Origin of the sequence: Paraniabella hibiscisoli (assembly GCF_022512515.1) — a bacterium.
Classification (GTDB): Bacteria; Bacteroidota; Bacteroidia; order Chitinophagales; family Chitinophagaceae; genus Niabella; species Niabella hibiscisoli.
Genome location: NZ_JAKWBK010000001.1, coordinates 4,232,773 through 4,249,175 on the forward strand (window position 1 = coordinate 4,232,773; position 16,403 = coordinate 4,249,175).

General features: G+C 42.6%; 16 protein-coding genes and 2 pseudogenes. All 18 read left to right on the forward strand.

The features are described from left to right. The first annotated feature begins 34 nt into the window (after nt 1-34). On the forward strand, nt 35-2,341 hold the full coding sequence (locus tag MKP07_RS26085; RefSeq protein WP_240850164.1) for a hypothetical protein: 2,307 nt from the start codon (nt 35-37) through the stop codon (nt 2,339-2,341). Nucleotides 2,342-2,732: 391 nt separating this feature from the next. Continuing rightward, nucleotides 2,733-3,455: a hypothetical protein gene (locus MKP07_RS26090; protein ID WP_240850166.1), complete on the forward strand. Its 723-nt coding sequence runs from the start codon at nt 2,733-2,735 to the stop codon at nt 3,453-3,455. Then, nucleotides 3,437-4,468 carry a glycoside hydrolase gene (locus MKP07_RS26095; RefSeq protein ID WP_240851080.1) on the forward strand — a complete coding sequence of 344 codons (1,032 nt, stop codon included), beginning with the start codon at nt 3,437-3,439 and terminating at the stop codon, nt 4,466-4,468. The genes MKP07_RS26090 and MKP07_RS26095 overlap by 19 nt, the downstream gene beginning before the upstream one ends. Nucleotides 4,469-4,560: 92 nt before the next feature. Beyond that, nucleotides 4,561-5,424, forward strand: a complete 864-nt coding sequence (locus tag MKP07_RS26100) for an alpha/beta hydrolase (protein WP_240850169.1) — start codon at nt 4,561-4,563, stop codon at nt 5,422-5,424. Nucleotides 5,425-5,520: 96 nt separating this feature from the next. Then, nucleotides 5,521-6,597 (forward strand): alpha/beta hydrolase-fold protein, encoded by a 1,077-nt coding sequence (locus MKP07_RS26105; RefSeq protein ID WP_240850171.1) that lies wholly within the window; start codon nt 5,521-5,523, stop codon nt 6,595-6,597. Between the two features lie 308 nt (nt 6,598-6,905). Then, the gene (locus MKP07_RS26110) at nt 6,906-7,646 is read left to right on the forward strand and encodes a sialate O-acetylesterase (RefSeq protein ID WP_240850173.1); all 741 of its coding nucleotides are present in this window, start codon (nt 6,906-6,908) and stop codon (nt 7,644-7,646) included. A gap of 72 nt (nt 7,647-7,718) precedes the next feature. After that, complete coding sequence (locus MKP07_RS26115) at nt 7,719-8,810, forward strand: GDSL-type esterase/lipase family protein (protein WP_240850175.1); 1,092 nt, start codon at nt 7,719-7,721, stop codon at nt 8,808-8,810. Then, nucleotides 8,732-8,905 carry an SGNH/GDSL hydrolase family protein gene (locus tag MKP07_RS42985; protein WP_394803698.1) on the forward strand — a complete coding sequence of 58 codons (174 nt, stop codon included), beginning with the start codon at nt 8,732-8,734 and terminating at the stop codon, nt 8,903-8,905. The genes MKP07_RS26115 and MKP07_RS42985 overlap by 79 nt, the downstream gene beginning before the upstream one ends. Nucleotides 8,906-8,927: 22 nt before the next feature. Then, nucleotides 8,928-9,518 carry a glycosyl hydrolase family 8 gene (locus MKP07_RS26120; protein ID WP_240850177.1) on the forward strand — a complete coding sequence of 197 codons (591 nt, stop codon included), beginning with the start codon at nt 8,928-8,930 and terminating at the stop codon, nt 9,516-9,518. Then, nucleotides 9,482-9,706 (forward strand): hypothetical protein, encoded by a 225-nt coding sequence (locus MKP07_RS26125; RefSeq protein ID WP_240850179.1) that lies wholly within the window; start codon nt 9,482-9,484, stop codon nt 9,704-9,706. Before MKP07_RS26120 ends, MKP07_RS26125 begins: the two co-directional genes overlap by 37 nt. 56 nt (nt 9,707-9,762) lie before the next feature. Next, nucleotides 9,763-10,185, forward strand: coding sequence for a hypothetical protein (locus tag MKP07_RS26130; RefSeq protein ID WP_240850180.1), 423 nt, complete (start codon nt 9,763-9,765; stop codon nt 10,183-10,185). Nucleotides 10,186-10,453: 268 nt separating this feature from the next. After that, nucleotides 10,454-11,238, forward strand: a pseudogene (locus MKP07_RS39630) (family 43 glycosylhydrolase); the annotation flags it as partial. A 90-nt stretch (nt 11,239-11,328) separates the two neighbouring features. Continuing rightward, the gene (locus tag MKP07_RS39635) at nt 11,329-11,829 is read left to right on the forward strand and encodes a beta-xylosidase family glycoside hydrolase (protein ID WP_262919939.1); all 501 of its coding nucleotides are present in this window, start codon (nt 11,329-11,331) and stop codon (nt 11,827-11,829) included. A 2-nt stretch (nt 11,830-11,831) separates the two neighbouring features. Continuing rightward, nucleotides 11,832-12,005 carry a beta-xylosidase family glycoside hydrolase gene (locus MKP07_RS39640; protein WP_317236110.1) on the forward strand — a complete coding sequence of 58 codons (174 nt, stop codon included), beginning with the start codon at nt 11,832-11,834 and terminating at the stop codon, nt 12,003-12,005. A gap of 356 nt (nt 12,006-12,361) precedes the next feature. Continuing rightward, on the forward strand, nt 12,362-14,299 hold the full coding sequence (locus tag MKP07_RS26140; RefSeq protein ID WP_240850182.1) for a glycoside hydrolase family 97 protein: 1,938 nt from the start codon (nt 12,362-12,364) through the stop codon (nt 14,297-14,299). Between the two features lie 42 nt (nt 14,300-14,341). Beyond that, a complete protein-coding gene (locus MKP07_RS42990) occupies nt 14,342-14,755 on the forward strand; it encodes a glycoside hydrolase family 95 protein (protein WP_262919486.1) in 414 nt (137 codons plus the stop codon). Then, nucleotides 14,728-15,231, forward strand: coding sequence for a glycoside hydrolase family 95 protein (locus tag MKP07_RS26145; RefSeq protein ID WP_262919487.1), 504 nt, complete (start codon nt 14,728-14,730; stop codon nt 15,229-15,231). Before MKP07_RS42990 ends, MKP07_RS26145 begins: the two co-directional genes overlap by 28 nt. Then, nucleotides 15,228-16,375, forward strand: a pseudogene (locus MKP07_RS26150) (glycosyl hydrolase family 95 catalytic domain-containing protein); the annotation flags it as partial. The gene MKP07_RS26145 and the pseudogene MKP07_RS26150, both read left to right, overlap by 4 nt. Nucleotides 16,376-16,403: the final 28 nt, after the last annotated feature.

Here is a 16,403-nt window from a genome sequence, read left to right on the forward strand (position 1 = left end):
TTAATTCACTGGCGCTGCAAGGAGAGGGCAGGCGGTGACAGGTGAAATTGCTGAACTGCTGAAGGAGTATTCTAATAACACGCTTATTGAGAAGCTATTTGTTCATACGGATAAAGAATATTATTTAAGCGGCGAATTGATATGGTTGAAAATATATGCTGCAGACGGAGCTACCAATAAACCTTTGAAATTTAGTAAAATCTGTTATGTAGAGCTTTTGGATAGCGCGAATATTCCTGTACTACAGGCAAAAATAGCCTTGAATGATGCCGCTGGAATTGGTTCGTTTTATATACCACAATCTGTTAATTCAGGTAATTATAAACTGAGGGCCTACAGCCGTTGGATGAAAAACTTTGATGCCAGCGGTTTTTTCGAAAAAAGTATCCGCATCTTAAATATAAATAGGTTGCCGGTTATTACTACAGGTACAGAGAAGCGAGTTCCATCACTTAAAATGAGCTTCTTCCCCGAAGGAGGAAACCTGCTATCGGGAGTTGATAACAAAGTCGCGTTCCAATTATATGGAGATGCTGAACACAACCAGCATTTTTATGGCTACCTGGTTGCCGGAGCGGATACCGTACAAAGATTTGAACCTGTTTATAATGGCGCTGGCTTTTTTAATTTTACGCCCGCGCAGGGAAACGCTTATCATGTTGCTATCCTAACCTCATCAGGAAAGTCTTTTGTAACAACGCTACCTCCCATATATAGCGAGGGAGCGGTGATGCAGGTTACAGAAACCGAAAGTGGATTCAACCTACGCCTCCAATCGAAGGGTAATGGTAATGGCAAGTTATATGTTTTGCTTCACTCAAAAGGACTACCTCAGAATAGCCAGGTTCTAAACATTCAGAATGGTGTGGGTAATAGTGCTATAGATAAATCCTTGTTACCCGATGGCGTATCAACGATCACCATCTTTAATGAACAGGCCACACCGCTGTGTGAGCGTATCGTTTTCAAGCATCCGTCCCGGCTAATGGACCTTAACATTGAAACTACCCGTCGTCAGTACAACATGCGGGAAAAAGTAGATATTACGTTGGTGGCTGCTCATGGACTCTCTATTGAAGATAGTGCTTCCGTCTCAATGTCTGTTTTCAGCCTGGACTCTTTGCAACAGCTGCCGGGAACAGATATATCCGCATACCTATTGCTTGCCTCTGAATTGAAGGGGCCTCTTGAAAATACAGGTATTTATTTTTCACCGGGTAACGTACGCTCAAAGATAGCCCTGGAGCTACTGTTGCTGACTCAGGGTTGGCGTAAGTTTAATTGGGATCAAGTGCTCAACCGGCAAAAGATAACTCATCAATTTGTTCCTGAATTACAGGGGCATATTATTACCGGGAAGGTTACCGATAAAACTAATGGTTCGGCAGCAGCTGGCATCACAGCGTTTATTTCTGCATCGTCTGCTACTACCTTATTCAAAACAGCCTTGAGCGATGTAGAGGGAAATATTAAAGCAGATATAAAAAGTTTCTATGGAAGTAACCAACTGATTGTGCAAAGCCAGCAGGTTAGCAATTTGTCTTTTACAATAGATGATCCTTTTAGTAAAAAATACACAGCTACTGTTCCCCGTCAATTTCTTAACCATATTAAATATCCGAATACTATTTTACGCCAGCACATTGGAACCCAGGTACGCAATATTTACAACGCCGAACAATTACAACAGCTGGCTCTGCCTGCATTCGTTGATTCGTCTGCATTTTACAGGCATGCAGATTATAATTATGATCTTGAAAAATATACCCGGTTTAGTTCAATGGAGGAAGTAATGCGGGAATTTGTATCGATTGTCGATGTACGTATAAAAAATAAGCAGGTAAACTTTCATGTGATTAATGCTCAGAAGAAAGAATACTTCCCCAATGCGCCTTTAAACCTTTTGGATGGTATTCCGGTTTTTGACTTTACCCGCTTTTTTGAGTTAGACCCTTTTAAAGTGTACAGTTTGGATGTAGTTGCCCGGCAATATGTTTTAGGTAACTCGGTATTTGACGGAGTTCTGAATTGGAAGACCTACAGGCCTGCTCTTGAAAACTATGATTTCGACAAGAGTACATTGGTGTTGAATTATGAGGCCTTACAACTACAGCGCGAGTTTTACGCACCTGTTTATGATAACGAAAAACAATTTGAAAGCCGTTTGCCCGACTTTCGTAATGTATTACATTGGAAGCCCGATATACTGTTGCAATCAGGCAAGCCCTTCCGTAGCAGTTTTTATACTTCTGATTTACCCGGGCGATACGCAGTAGTAGTGCAGGGCCTCTCTTCGGCGGGAGTAACCGGGACTGGAATAACATTCTTTGAAGTATTATAATATAATGAAACCGATTGTTTTTCTATGAAGAATTGCGGCGCGGGATAAATGAACCAGGCGGAAATTAAACCAACTTGTCCGCATTTTTTCGGCGGCTCATATACTAACGGGATGGAATTTTCCTTCCCCAATGCTTGGAATAAGCATATATATAAAGAAACAAACTGTTTTGTCTGGCTATTTTACGAAGAAATGTAGTCTTTTGATTGCTTTTGATGATGGTATAAAATTGTTGCAAAAAATAATGCAATCGATATCATTTTTAAATCCAAATTCATTACTTTAGCACTATAATTGTCGTTTTGATAATTATAAATTGATTGCTGTAACAGCTACGGTCTGTTTGCTCCTGGTAGTATGTTTAGATGTTGAGCTGCCTCAAAATCTCTTTATGAAGAAGTATCAAAAAAGTAAAAACCCCAAATCAATTTCAGTCTATTGGCCTGGTATGGGTTTAATTGTAGCCTTTTATGGGCTAATTATGCTGATCTCCTGTACAAAGAAAGGTACTCAGGAAGGAGTAAAGACTAGCAGAAATTCCTACGCATCATTTGTCACTAATACTGTTACGGCAAGGGCCGATCAGGATAGTATAAGTATCGCGATTCGCTGGTCTGGCACCAGCTGGGCAATTACAACGCAGACTGATGGTTTTATTACAGGTTTTTCACGCAGCAGCGGAGGCGCTTCGGGCGATCAGTCTATTGCTGGCAGCCTTTACGTGCGTTTAAAGCCACATTTAGGTGAGGAACAGCGTCAGCAGGACATTGTTATCAAAGATATTACAACCGGTAAAGAAGAAAAAATGGTGTTGACTCAGGCGCCGCTTTCAGGCAGTGATAAAATAACCATTAATCCATTGGTAAGGTATCAAAAGGTTACTGGGTTTGGTGGAATGATCAATCCTACGTGGACCGGTAACACACAGCTATCTCTTCAAGATATCGATAAATTGTACGGTCCGCAAGGAATTGGTTTAAATATAGGACGGCTTATGCTTTATCCGAGTATGGCCAACTGGAGCAGAGAGCTTGCAGCTGCCAAACGGGCAAGGCAACATGGCGCTATTCTTTTGCCTCCCCATGGACGCCGCCTATCCATCTTAAGTCTTTAAATACTAATGGAAATCAGAATGGAGAATATTTGTTGCCGGAGAATTATGGTGCTTTTGCTGCGCACATCAAATCCTATGTTGATTTTTATAAAGCTGAGGGGATAGAGCTGGAGGCAGTTTCCGTTCAAAATGAGCCAGACTATAAGGTGGGGTATGACGGTTGTTCCTATAGCCCCGAGCAAATGCGTGATTTTGTTAAAGGGTATGGTCGTTCCCTGGGTACAAAATTAATGGCATCCGAAACGGTTCAATTCAGAAAGGATTATACCGATATCTTACTGAACGATCCGCAGACATCTAACAATTTTGATATTGTTGCCACGCATTTATATGGTTTCAATTTTAGAACCATGGTATCCAACTATCCTCTGGCAAAACAGCATAACAAAGAGGTGTGGGTAACCGAGCATTTGTTTAATGAAGAATTTGATAAACAGGCAGCCAACAGCGAATCAAGAAACTGGCCTTTTATATGGAAATACGACTGGGAGTGGTTACCTTCTTTGAAAACTACACTGGCAGAAGAATTGCATGACTGTATGAACAACAATTTCAATGCCTATGTATACTGGTATCTTAAAAGATATTACGGAATGATGGGCGAAGATAAGGATACCGGTAATCCTGCCGGTTGGTATATCTATTCCAACGGAGAAATAACCAAACGAGGTTATATTATGTCTCATTATGCTAAATATGCCACCGGGCGAACAAGGATAGAAGCCTCCCTTGGCAGCAATATAGCTGCTGCACAGTATGCCGCAGGTCAGGCAAGCTTTCTTGTTACGGCTTATGAAGGCACAAATGATATAACCATGGTACTTATAAACAGGAGTACGGCTGCAAAAATTATAGATATTGCCGTTCCCGCTGCCGTTAGTAATGTATCTGCTGTCGAAACCACATTGGCAAAGAATATGGCTTCGTTAGACAATAGTATTAGCAGTGACAAAAAAACGGTTAGGGTGCGTATTTCCCCTGAAAGTATCACGTCATTCCGTTTGGTTTTTTAGGAAACAACATTTTATAAAAATAGTATAATGAAAAAATAATTGTCTCTTTATGTTTAGCTGCTACAATCAGCTACTCCTTTGCCCAGGATGCTGTGCAACCTGCTTCGCCGGGCTTTGATGTGGTTCGCGCCACTACAGCCAAAGGAAAAGTTGAAACCATAGCTTACCCTTCAAAAACAGTAGGGGTAGATAGAAAAGTAACGATATACACGCCTCCGGGTTTTTCAAAAACTAAAAAGTATCCGGTGCTTTATCTCCTGCATGGCATTGGTGGCGACGAATTTGAGTGGTTGAATGGCGGCACGCCGCAAGTAATACTGGATAATCTGATAGCTGATGGTAAAACAGTACCGATGATCGTGGTCATGCCCAACGGTAGAGCGATGAAAGATGATCGTGCGGGTGGAAACGTAATGGAGTCTGCAAAGGTTCAGGCTTTTGCTACTTTTGAAAGAGACCTGATAGATGACCTGATTCCTTTTATCGAAAAGAACTACCCGGTGCTTGCAGACAGGGAGCATCGTGCTATCGCCGGTCTTTCGATGGGTGGAGGGCAATCGTTGAATTTTGGTTTGGGTAACCTGGAGAAATTTGCCTGGGTAGGTGGTTTCTCGTCTGCTCCTAATACGAAACCAGCCGCTGAATTATTGCCAGATCCGGAGAAAGCAAAAAAACAATTAAAGCTCTTATTTATTTCCTGCGGTGCCAGTGATGGTCTTATCGGGTTTAGCAAGCGTACACATGACTATTTGGAAGAAAAAAATGTGCCGCACATCTATTTTATTGAACCCGGCAATCACGATTTTAAGCATTGGAAAAATGGCCTGTATATGTATTCTCAATTATTATTTAAACCGGTTAACCCCTCGGGTTTTGACGCCTACCGGAAAATGTCGGTTGAACCAGCTGTAAACCCCAATAGTTTTGGTGGCAGGCCCGGAGGTGTGAGGCCCTAGCGGTAAATATACCGGGAATGGTGTTTAACCTGGCGCGGTGCCTGAAAGAGATCGCATCATTACTTTTTAAATAGATTGACAACTAAATAGGCCATTATGACTAGAACAATGATATCGATGCTGTTAATGACCACTTTTTCCGGTGGGATTTTAATGGCGCAAACCATAAAAGAAGATTTTAAGCCCTCGCGTTTTAATCAACCTGGACAAGGCTATCCACAGGTCAACTCTCAGGGCTATGCGCGCTTTAAAGTGCATGCGCCGGCAGCTGATAGTGTTAAAGTGAGTTTGGGACTGGGTGGAAGAGGTGGAACTGTTTTGGTTAAAGGAACAGACGGATTTTTTAGCGGAACAACCGAAGGTCCAATGGATGAGGGTTTTCACTACTATAATCTTACCGTTGATGGAGGTAAGTTCAATGATCCGGGGGCATTGAATTTTTTCGGATCATCCCGTTGGGAAAGCGGCATCGAAATACCCGCTCAGGATGAGGGTTTTTATGCACTAAAGGACGTACCGCACGGAAATGTGTCGCAAATTCTTTTTCCTTCGAAAAGTACACAAACATCGCGCAGGGCTTTTGTTTACACTCCTCCCGGTTATAACAAGGATATAGGTAATCGTTACCCTGTACTATACCTTCAGCACGGTTGGGGTGAAGATGAAACGGCGTGGACCAACCAGGGGCTTGCTCATTTGATCATGGATAACCTGATTGCCGAAGGAAAAGTAAAGCCTTTTATTATTGTAATGACGTACGGAATGACCAATGAGGTTAAATGGGGTCGTATAAGGGACTTTAAAATAGATTCATTTGAAACAGTTTTGGTAAAAGAGTTGATACCTTATGTGGATACTCATTTCCGCACCATTGCCAATCAGGCTAACAGGGCAATGGCAGGTTTGTCTATGGGAGGAATGGAAACCAAAATGGTCACGCTTGCTAATCCTGATGTGTTTTCTCATTATGCGCTGCTAAGTGGCGGAACTTACGCCCCGGCAGATATAAAAGATAAATCAAAGGTAAAACTGATTTTCCTGAGCTGTGGCAGTAAAGAGAATCCTGATGGCGTAATCAAGGCCGTAGAAGAATTAAAGGCGGCAGCGTTCAATAGTGTTTCTTATGTATCTCCTAATACCGCCCATGAGTTTCAAACCTGGCGCGGAGCTTAAAGGAACTGGCTCCCCTGTTGTTCAGGTAGCAGCTGGAGAGGGCGGTTATTTTTAAGATTTAAAAAACTGATCGGTGGGTTATAAAATCATTTATGGATACTGAAAGATTACACAAGCTGGAACATACCTGGCCTGTCTGGTGTAATAGTTTGTATAATTTTTCTCAGCTACTATTTAACTAAACATAATGACTACGCTCTTTAAAAAGTACAACAGATGGATATTCCTGTTTATGCTACAGATGACAGTGAATTTTTTAACTGCCCAGGATAAAAATTTTCACATCTATTTGTGTCTCGCAGTCGAATATGGAAGGACACGCAAGGCCACAGGCCGAAGATAGCATTGGTGTGAGCGACCGGTTCAAAGTGTTGGCTGCAGTAGATTGCGACAATCGTGGCAGGCAACAGGGCAATTGGTATACCGCTTTACCTCCCTTGGTGCGCTGTAATACGGGTCTTACGCCGGTCGACTATTTTGGAAGAACTATGCTTGAAAACCTGCCGGAAAATATAATTGTGGGGGTAATTAACATTTCGGTAGGCGGCTGCAAAATAGAGTTGTTCGAAAAAGATAATTTTCAATCTTATGTTGATGACTCTCCGGATTGGTTGAAGAATACCGTTAGAGCCTATAGTGGCAATCCTTATAAAAGGCTGGTTGACATGGCACGCATAGCACAAAAATCAGGAGTGATAAAAGGTATATTATTACACCAGGGAGAATCCAACACCGGCGATACCTTATGGACAAAAAAGGTTAAAGCTGTTTACGATAACCTGTTGCAGGATTTGGACTTGAAACCTGGGTCAGTACCCTTGCTGGCTGGTCATCTTGTATCTGAAGATCAGAATGGCGCCTGCGCAAGTATGAACAAAATCATCTCCACTTTGCCGCAGGTTATTCCTAATGCTCATGTGATTTCTTCTGTTGGATGCGAAGGAGTAAAAGACAGGTTACATTTTAGCGCTGCCGGATACAGAAAGTTGGGCCGGAGGTATGCGGCAACCATGCTGGCATTGTTAGGTAAAAAGATTACTGTTGAGTAATATAGAAGGAATGCGCAAAAAAGAAAAGAAATACTAACAGGTTCTTTCGTATTACTGATTGCCTATTGCCTGTTGGCATCCTGCAGCAACAGCAGGCAATACAGCTCTTCTAAGAATAATGAGCCGAAAAAATGGGCAGGTACCTGGGCTACGGCACCGCAGCTCGTAGAACCCAACAATATGCCGCCAAAGCCAGGCCTTGATAATAACACGATCAGGCAGATAGTACGGGTCTCTATTGGCGGCGAGCGTTTGCGCCTTCGTTTTTCCAATGCCTTTAGTAAAGAGCCGGTAACAATGAAAACTGTTGCAATTGCCGTAGCAAAAGAAGGCAGTTTAATTGATGCATCCACGCAGAAGATATTGAAATTTAATGCAACAGAATCGGTTACCATGCAGCCGTCCGGCGAGGTTTACTCAGACCCGTTGACTTTTAAATTGGCCCCAGGGTCAAAGCTCGCCATTACAATATATTTTGGAGATACATCGCCCGGTACTACAGGCCATCCGGGTTCAAGAACCACATCCTATATACTTACAGGTAACCAGATAGGATCTGCCGATTTCGCTAATGCGGTAACAACCGACCACTGGTACGTTATTAACAGCATAGATGTAGAGGCTGATGCAAAGTCTTTTGCCATAGCTGCTTTGGGAAACTCCATAACAGATGGCCGGGGTTCCGGAACGAATATGCAAAACAGGTGGACTGATATCTTATCAGAAAGATTGTTGCATAATACAGCTACAAAAGGGGTAGGCATGCTGAACCTGGGTATCGGAGGTAACTGTGTTCTACGAGGGGGATTAGGACCTACGGCCCTGAGCCGCTTTGACAGGGATATACTTTCGCAAACCGGTGTAAAATGGCTGTTAATACTCGAAGGTATTAATGATATAGGTGGTATTCGAAATGCGGAACAAGCGCCCAAAGTGGCGCAGGAATTAATTGAAGCATATAGTTTGATGGCCGATAAAGCACATGCCAGAGGAATAAAAGTATACGGCTGTACGATACTGCCTTTTGAGAAGTCTTTTACGATGCTCCATACCGTCAACAGGCGCGGGATATCGTCAATAAATGGATTCGTACTACCGATAAATTTGACACAGTTATTGATTTTGACAAGATCATGCGGGATACAAATGAAACTCAGAAAATAGGCTCTGACTGGCACAATGGAGATTGGTTGCACCCTAACCAGGCTGGATATAAGAAAATGGGTGAGGCAATTGATTTGAATTTATTTACCAATTAAACTAACGATTAACAGTTCAGGTATGAAAAGAGTATATAGCTTTCTGTTATGGGTAATATTCGGCTCACCGGTTTCGTGGGCGCAAACAGGCGCTAAGCCAGCGAAAGACGCGGCTATTTTAACCGGTAAATACCGGAATCTGTTTATAGAGGTCGGATACCAGCAGAAAGATATTGATGCTAAAGTTTCCAAAGCATACAGCGATCTTTTCGAAAGCCCCAACGGAATTTATTTCGAAGTGGAAGACTCTTTGGCTTATGTATCGGATGTGAAGAACCGCGATGCGAGGACCGAAGGGTTATCGTATGGGATGATGGTGGCCGTTCAGCTGAATAAAAAAGAGGTGTTTGACCGTATTTGGCGATGGTCGAAGAAATATGCGCAGCACCAGGAAGGCCCACGTAAAGGATATTTCGCCTGGAGCATTAACCCTAAAACCAATAAGCCTAATTCACCGGGATCAGCTTCCGATGGAGAATTTTACTTTATAACGGCTTTATTGTTTGCTTCTAATAGATGGGGTAATAGTACCGGTATTGATTATTACCAGGAAGCCCGTTTTATATTAGATGAAATGTGGAAAAAGACGGCACAGGTAACATATATAACCTGATTAACACCGAACATAAACAGATCAGCTTTGTGCCGGAAGGCAATAACTATAACTGGACGGATCCTTCTTATCATTTACCTGCGTTTTACGAAGTATGGGCACAGTATGCAAAGGATGGGCATGAAGATTTCTATCGCGCCTGCGCAGACACATCAAGAGCTTTTTTAAACGCACTACTCATCCTGTAACCGGGCTCAATCCCGACTATGCTGAGTTTAGCGGCGCTCCTCATTCTACAAGATGGATGCCTGCGGCTTTCAGATATGACTCCTGGCGCGTACCTATGAATATTGCAATGGATTATGTGTGGTACGGTAAAGACAGGGAATGGCAGCGCGGCTATGCGCAACGATTTCAGAACTTTTTAAGATCCAGGGGTATCGATAATTTCTATGACCAGTTTGAGTTAGATGGCAGCCGTCCCGATTTTATCTTGCAGGCTGGTCCTGTAAAAAAACTGAGACACTCCATAGGCTTGATCGCTACTGCGGCATCGGCATCACTCATGAACAATAACAACAATAGTCTCGACTTCGTTCATAAATTATGGAATGCAAAACTCGAGCCTTTTGAAGATGGCTATTACGACGCCTATTATGATGGTTTGCTGTATTTGTTTTGCCTGATGCATTTAAGTGGCAAATACCAGATTATCCACACAAAATAGCGTCCTGTAAATTTAAAAATATAAAAAGAGTATAATGCTAAAGTTTGGTTTTTCGCAATTACAATCGCTGGCAGTAACAGCTTTGCTAATGCTGTCGTTTAACGCAACCGCACAAAAGAAGAAAAGCGTGCAGGCTGCAGTGGGTACGAATGCTCCTGTTTTTACTCAGTTTTCTTACACAGGAAATGATGCTGTTTACATCAACAATCCGTTGAAAGAAGATGAGTTTTACAATCCTGTTCTTCAGGGATGTTACCCCGATCCCAGCATGGTTCGAAGGGGCGATGATTACTTTCTGGTAGCTTCCTCTTTTTCAATGTTCCCGGGTGTTCCTATTTTTCACTCAACTGATTTGGTAAACTGGAAGCAGATCGGACACGTACTGGATCGGCCTTCTCAATTGAAGGTGGAAAAAGCAGGTATTTCGGCTGGCATTTATGCGCCTTCTATCAAGTACAATAAAGCCAATGAAACTTTTTATATGATCACCACGCAAATCGCCGGCGGAATTGGTAATATGGTTGTAAAAACGAAAGACCCATTTAAGGGATGGGGAGAGGTAAAGAAGTTGAATTTCCCGGGAATAGATCCTTCTCTTTTCTTCGATGATAATGGTAAGGCTTATGTTGTTCATAATGATGAACATGCCGATCGCTCGAAGATTTTGTATAATGGGCATCGTATTATAAGACAATGGGAGTATGATCTTGAGAAAGATGAAGTAATTCCGGGTACAGATGTGGTGCTGGTAGATGGGGGTGTAGATATTTCGCAAAAACCTATCTGGATAGAAGCACCTCATATGTATAAAAAGATGGTAAATACTATCTCATGTGTGCAGAAGGCGGAACTGGCGACTGGCACAGCGAGGTGATATTTATGAGCGATAATCCTAAGGGCCCATTTGTGCCCGCGCCTGTTAACCCTATCCTGACGCAAAGATATTTCCCCAAAGACAGGAAAGAAAAAGTGGACTGGGCAGGCCACGCTGATCTGGTAGAAGGAAAAGACGGTAAGTATTACGCTGTATTTTTGGGTATCCGACCCAATGCCAAAGACCGTGTAAATACAGGCAGGGAAACATTTCTTATCCCGGTAGATTGGTCGGGCACTTTTCCTGTTTATCAAAACGGACTGGTTCCTTTGAAACCGAAACTGAAACTTCCGAAAGGCGTAGCCAATCAAACCGGTAAGAATGGTTTCTTTCCTTCGGGCAATTTTACTTATAACGATAATTTTACGGCATCTAACCTGGATTACAGGTGGATTGCGATGAGAGGTCCACGTGAAGAATTTATTACTACTGTTCCCAAAGGAGGTGTGCGCATTCAACCATTTGAAGCCAATATTAAAGCGATAGCCCCGGTGTCGGCATTATTCCACAGGCAACAGCACGCGAGCTTTGAAGCTGCAGTAACTATGAATTATGTACCGGGATCGGGCAAAGACCTGGCAGGGATCGTTTGCTACCAGGGCGAAGCATTTAATTATGTATTCGGCATTACTAAAAAAGAAAATGATTATTACCTGGTACTTGCCAAAAATGCAAGAGAAAGACAGGCCGGACCTCCCCGCCAGGGTAGCATCGTACCGTCAACAATAATCGCCAGCACAAAAGTTGACGTAAGGAAACCTATCAATTGAAGGTGTCTGCTTCGCAGCAGGATGACTATACTTTTAGCTACTCAACAGACGGAACCAGCTTTCACAGCGTTGGCGATCCTGTGTCGGGCGATATTCTTTCCACCAATGTGGCCGGAGGATTTACCGGCGCTTTAATTGGCTTATACGCTACTACCGGTAATGATATTCAGCCATAGTTGTCGTAAAAGTAGTAGTCGCTAAAATTAGGCGGCATGCTGTTTATCTGTTTTAAGATATACCAACTTTTTTAGATGAGTTTATGTATTGGAGTACAGAACGCTTTTTGTGGGAAGTGAGGTTGCTATATTCAATTATGAAACCAAATCATTAGGCAGTTATATAAGTGTAGATGACTTTTGGTGTACTGCAAAGAAAGTATAGTGTTGGATTATTAAAATTTTATTATAACCCGGTGAATTATGGAAAAAATTGTCATACAAAAATTTTTTTCATTATGTCATAATTCTATTGGAGATTTTGGTGCGGTCAAATCTTGTTTAACGAGCACCATTTTTTAAACAAAGTACTAAGAATGAAGTGTTTTATTTTATCAGCCGCTTTGGGTTTGCTATCAGCAAATAGTTGGGCACAGGACATAACGGTATTGAGCCCCGACAAGCAATTAAGTGTAAATGTAACCCTAAATAATGGCAGGGCCGAGTATGCGGTAGCTTACAAAGGAAAAGTTATGTTGGAGAATTCTCCGCTTGGATTTAAAACCAATGAAGGCGATTTTTCTGGTGGCATAAAATACTTAAGCAAGGAAGAGGGAGTAGTTGATAAAAATTATACTCAGGACCGCATCAAGAAATCACATATTCGGTATCAGGCCAATAAACTGGTTTATTCAATAGAAAATGCAAAACAGCAAAAAGTAAATATTGTTTTCCAGGTTAGCAATAATGATATTGCATTCAGATACGAGCTGCCGGTTTGGAAAGACCGCCAGAGCTGTGTAATAGAGTCTGAAACTACAGGGTATAAATTTCCGGCGTATACCACCACATTTCTTTCCGCTATGATGGGCTCTATGACCGGTTTTGCACGTACGGCACCCAGTTACGAAAGTAGTTATGAAGCTGACGGGCCTTTAGGCAAAGCTACACGTAACAACGATGGCTATGTATTTCCCGGCTTATTTCGTATCGGAGCAGATGGCTGGGTATTGCTCTCAGAAACTGGTGTAAGCAGCTTGTATTGCGCCTCGCACTTAAGCGATGGTACTAAAGATGGTTTATATACCATCCTTTATCCTAATGCAAAACAGAATAATGGTTTTGGTAGTACAGGTGCGGCTATCAGTTTGCCAGGTGTCACGCCCTGGAGAACCATTACAGTAGGCAGCAATCTTAAACCTATTGTGGAAACAACCATACCTTACGATGTGGTTGATCCCTTATACGAGCCTTCCCTGCGGTATAAAATGGGAAAATCAACCTGGAGCTGGATTGTTTGGCAGGATGCCAGTATGAACTATAATGACCAGGTGAAATATATTGATCTGGCCGCTGCTCTCGGTTACGAGTATATATTGATGGATGCTTTCTGGGATAGCAATATTGGTAAAGAACGCATGAAAGAGCTGATAAAATATGCCCACTCAAAAAAAGTGGATGTTTTTTTATGGTATAACTCAAATGGCTCCTTTAACGATGCGCCACAGGGACCTAAAAATAAAATGAATACCTCAATCGCCCGTAAGCATGAAATGAAATGGCTGAAAGACGCCGGAGTAAAAGGTTTGAAGGTAGATTTCCTTGGCGGCGATAAACAGGAAACAATGCGCCTTTATGAAGATATATTATCTGACGCAAATGATTATGGATTGATGATCATTTTTCATGGCTCTACATTACCCCGGGGCTGGGAAAGAATGTATCCCAATTTTGTCGGTGCTGAAGCGGTAGTTGCATCTGAAATGCTCATCTTTTCTCAGGGCATACGTGAAGCAGAGGCCTATAATGCCTCCCTTCATCCTTTTATCCGCAATACGGTGGCGAGTATGGAATTTGGCGGAAGTTTATTAAACAAGTACCTGGTTAAAAGCAACGAAGGACGTAATAAGCGCCTTACCACAGATGCCTTCCAGTTAGCTACAGCTGTTCTGTTCCAAAATCCTGTACAGATGTTTGGCTTAACACCGAACAACCTCACTGATGTCGCGGCATTTGAGATTGATTTTATGAAAACCGTGCCCACAACATGGAACGAAACGGTATACATAGATGGCTATCCCGGCAAATATGCGGTTATTGCAAGACGACATAATGATCAATGGTATGTTGCTGGAGTAAACGGGCAGAAAGACCCCGTAAAAATTAAGATACAATTACCCATGTTTGCCGGCAGAAAAGTAAGTATGTATAACGATGATAAAGAAAAAATGACTTTTCTAAAAGAAATAAGTGTAAAGAAAAACGGTGAATTGGAGGTAGAGATGCAGGCTTCCGGAGGCTTTGTATTAAAGTAAATTGCTGGCTCCCGGTTTATTTAAAACACAAAATATATTATTATGGTTCAGGTTACAACCATCTCATTCGTTACAAAACAGGTCAGTGCTAAAAGAGGCTGGTGGGTTATGGTACTATTATTTGCCTTACTTTTCTTTGTTGCTGAAACTAAAGGGCAGGATATGAAACTTTGGTATAATGAACCCGCTAAAACCTGGGTTGAAGCACTGCCTTTAGGTAATTCTCGTTTAGGTGCTATGGTATATGGTATACCTCAACGGGAAGAGCTGCAATTGAATGAAGAAACGATTTGGGGTGGCGGGCCGCACCGAAATGACAATCCGAAGGCGCTGGCAGCATTACCTGAGGTTCAAAAAATGATTTTCGAAGGGAAAACCCGTGAGGCCGATAAACTGGTAAATGAAACTTTTTTACCAAAGCACACGGGATGCCCTATCAAACCGCGGGTAGTGTGATACTTAAATTTCCCGGGCATGAAAATAATAACGCTTATTACCGCGAACTGGACATCAGCCGCGCTGTGGCACTAACCCGTTATACAGTAAATGGTGTAACTTATACGCGTGAAACCTTTTCTTCTTTTGTAGATAATGTAATCATTATGCACATTACCGCCAGCAAAAAAGGAGCAGTGAATTTTGACCTAAGCTATACCAAACCGGCATCGTTTAAGGTGTCTGCTAAAAACAACGTGTTGGTAATGGAAGCTAAGGGAGCCAACCACGAGGGTGTTGAGGCTAAAATAATATATCAGACACATTCGGCCGTAAAAACCAATGAGGGTAAAGTGTCTTTTACCGACAGTACGCTTTCAGTGTCGGGCGCTACCGTAGCAACGATTTATATATCTATCGGTACCAACTTTATTGACTACAAAACAGTGGGGGCCGATTATGAAAAAAAGCAGCGGGTTACCTTTCGGCAGCGATGACCAAAGAGTATATTTCAGCCATCAAAGAGCATTCTGCGTTTTATGGTAAGCAATTTGGGCGTTTTAAATTGGACCTGGGAAAAAATATTGAAGCATCAAAATTGCCGACTACGCAACGGATCATTAATTACCGTAACACACAGGATCCTTCATTGGTTACATTGCTGGCCCAATTTGGTCGTTACCTGTTGATCTCCTCGTCTCAACCGGGTGGACAGGCTGCTAATTTACAGGGCATCTGGTGTAATGCTATGTATCCGCCCTGGGATAGTAAATATACCATCAACATCAATGCAGAGATGAATTACTGGCCAGCCGAGGTCACCAATTTGTCAGAGAATCATCAGCCATTTATACAGATGGTGAAAGAATTGAGCCAGTCAGGCCGGGAAACGGCGAAACTGATGTACGGAGCGGACGGCTGGACTGCTCATCACAACACTGATATCTGGCGGGTAACAGGTCCCATTGATTTTGCGGCCGCCGGAATGTGGCCCACCGGTGGCGCCTGGGTAAGCCAGCATCTATGGGAACATTATTTATACACCGGTGATAAGAAATACTTAGCGGATGTTTATCCTGCTATGAAAGGTTCGGCCGATTTCTTCCTCAGCTCTTTGATTAAGCATCCGGTAACCGGATGGATGGTGGTATCGCCCTCGATTTCACCTGAGCAGGGCCCGCTTTCGGCAGGAACTACGATGGATAACCAGCTGGTGTTTGATATTTTAACACGAACTGCGGAGGCCAACAAAATTTTGGGTGGTGATACGGCTTACCGTGCTAAACTCTTAGATATGGCCAAAAAACTGCCTCCCATGCAAATAGGTAAGTATACACAGCTACAGGAGTGGCTGGAAGATAACGACGATCCTAAGAATGAACACCGTCACCTATCTCATTTATACGGATTATACCCGGGCGACCAGGTATCTCCTATACGCATCCAAAATTATTTGAAGCAGCCCGCAACTCGTTGATTTACCGGGGAGATAAAGCCACCGGCTGGTCCATCGGCTGGAAAATAAATCTCTGGGCACGTTTATTAGATGGTAATCATGCTTACACGATCGTTAACAATATGCTCACCCTGGCAGGAGGAAATAATCAGGATGGAAGAACTTATCCCAATATGTTTACGGCACATCCTCCATTCCAGATTGATGGTAATT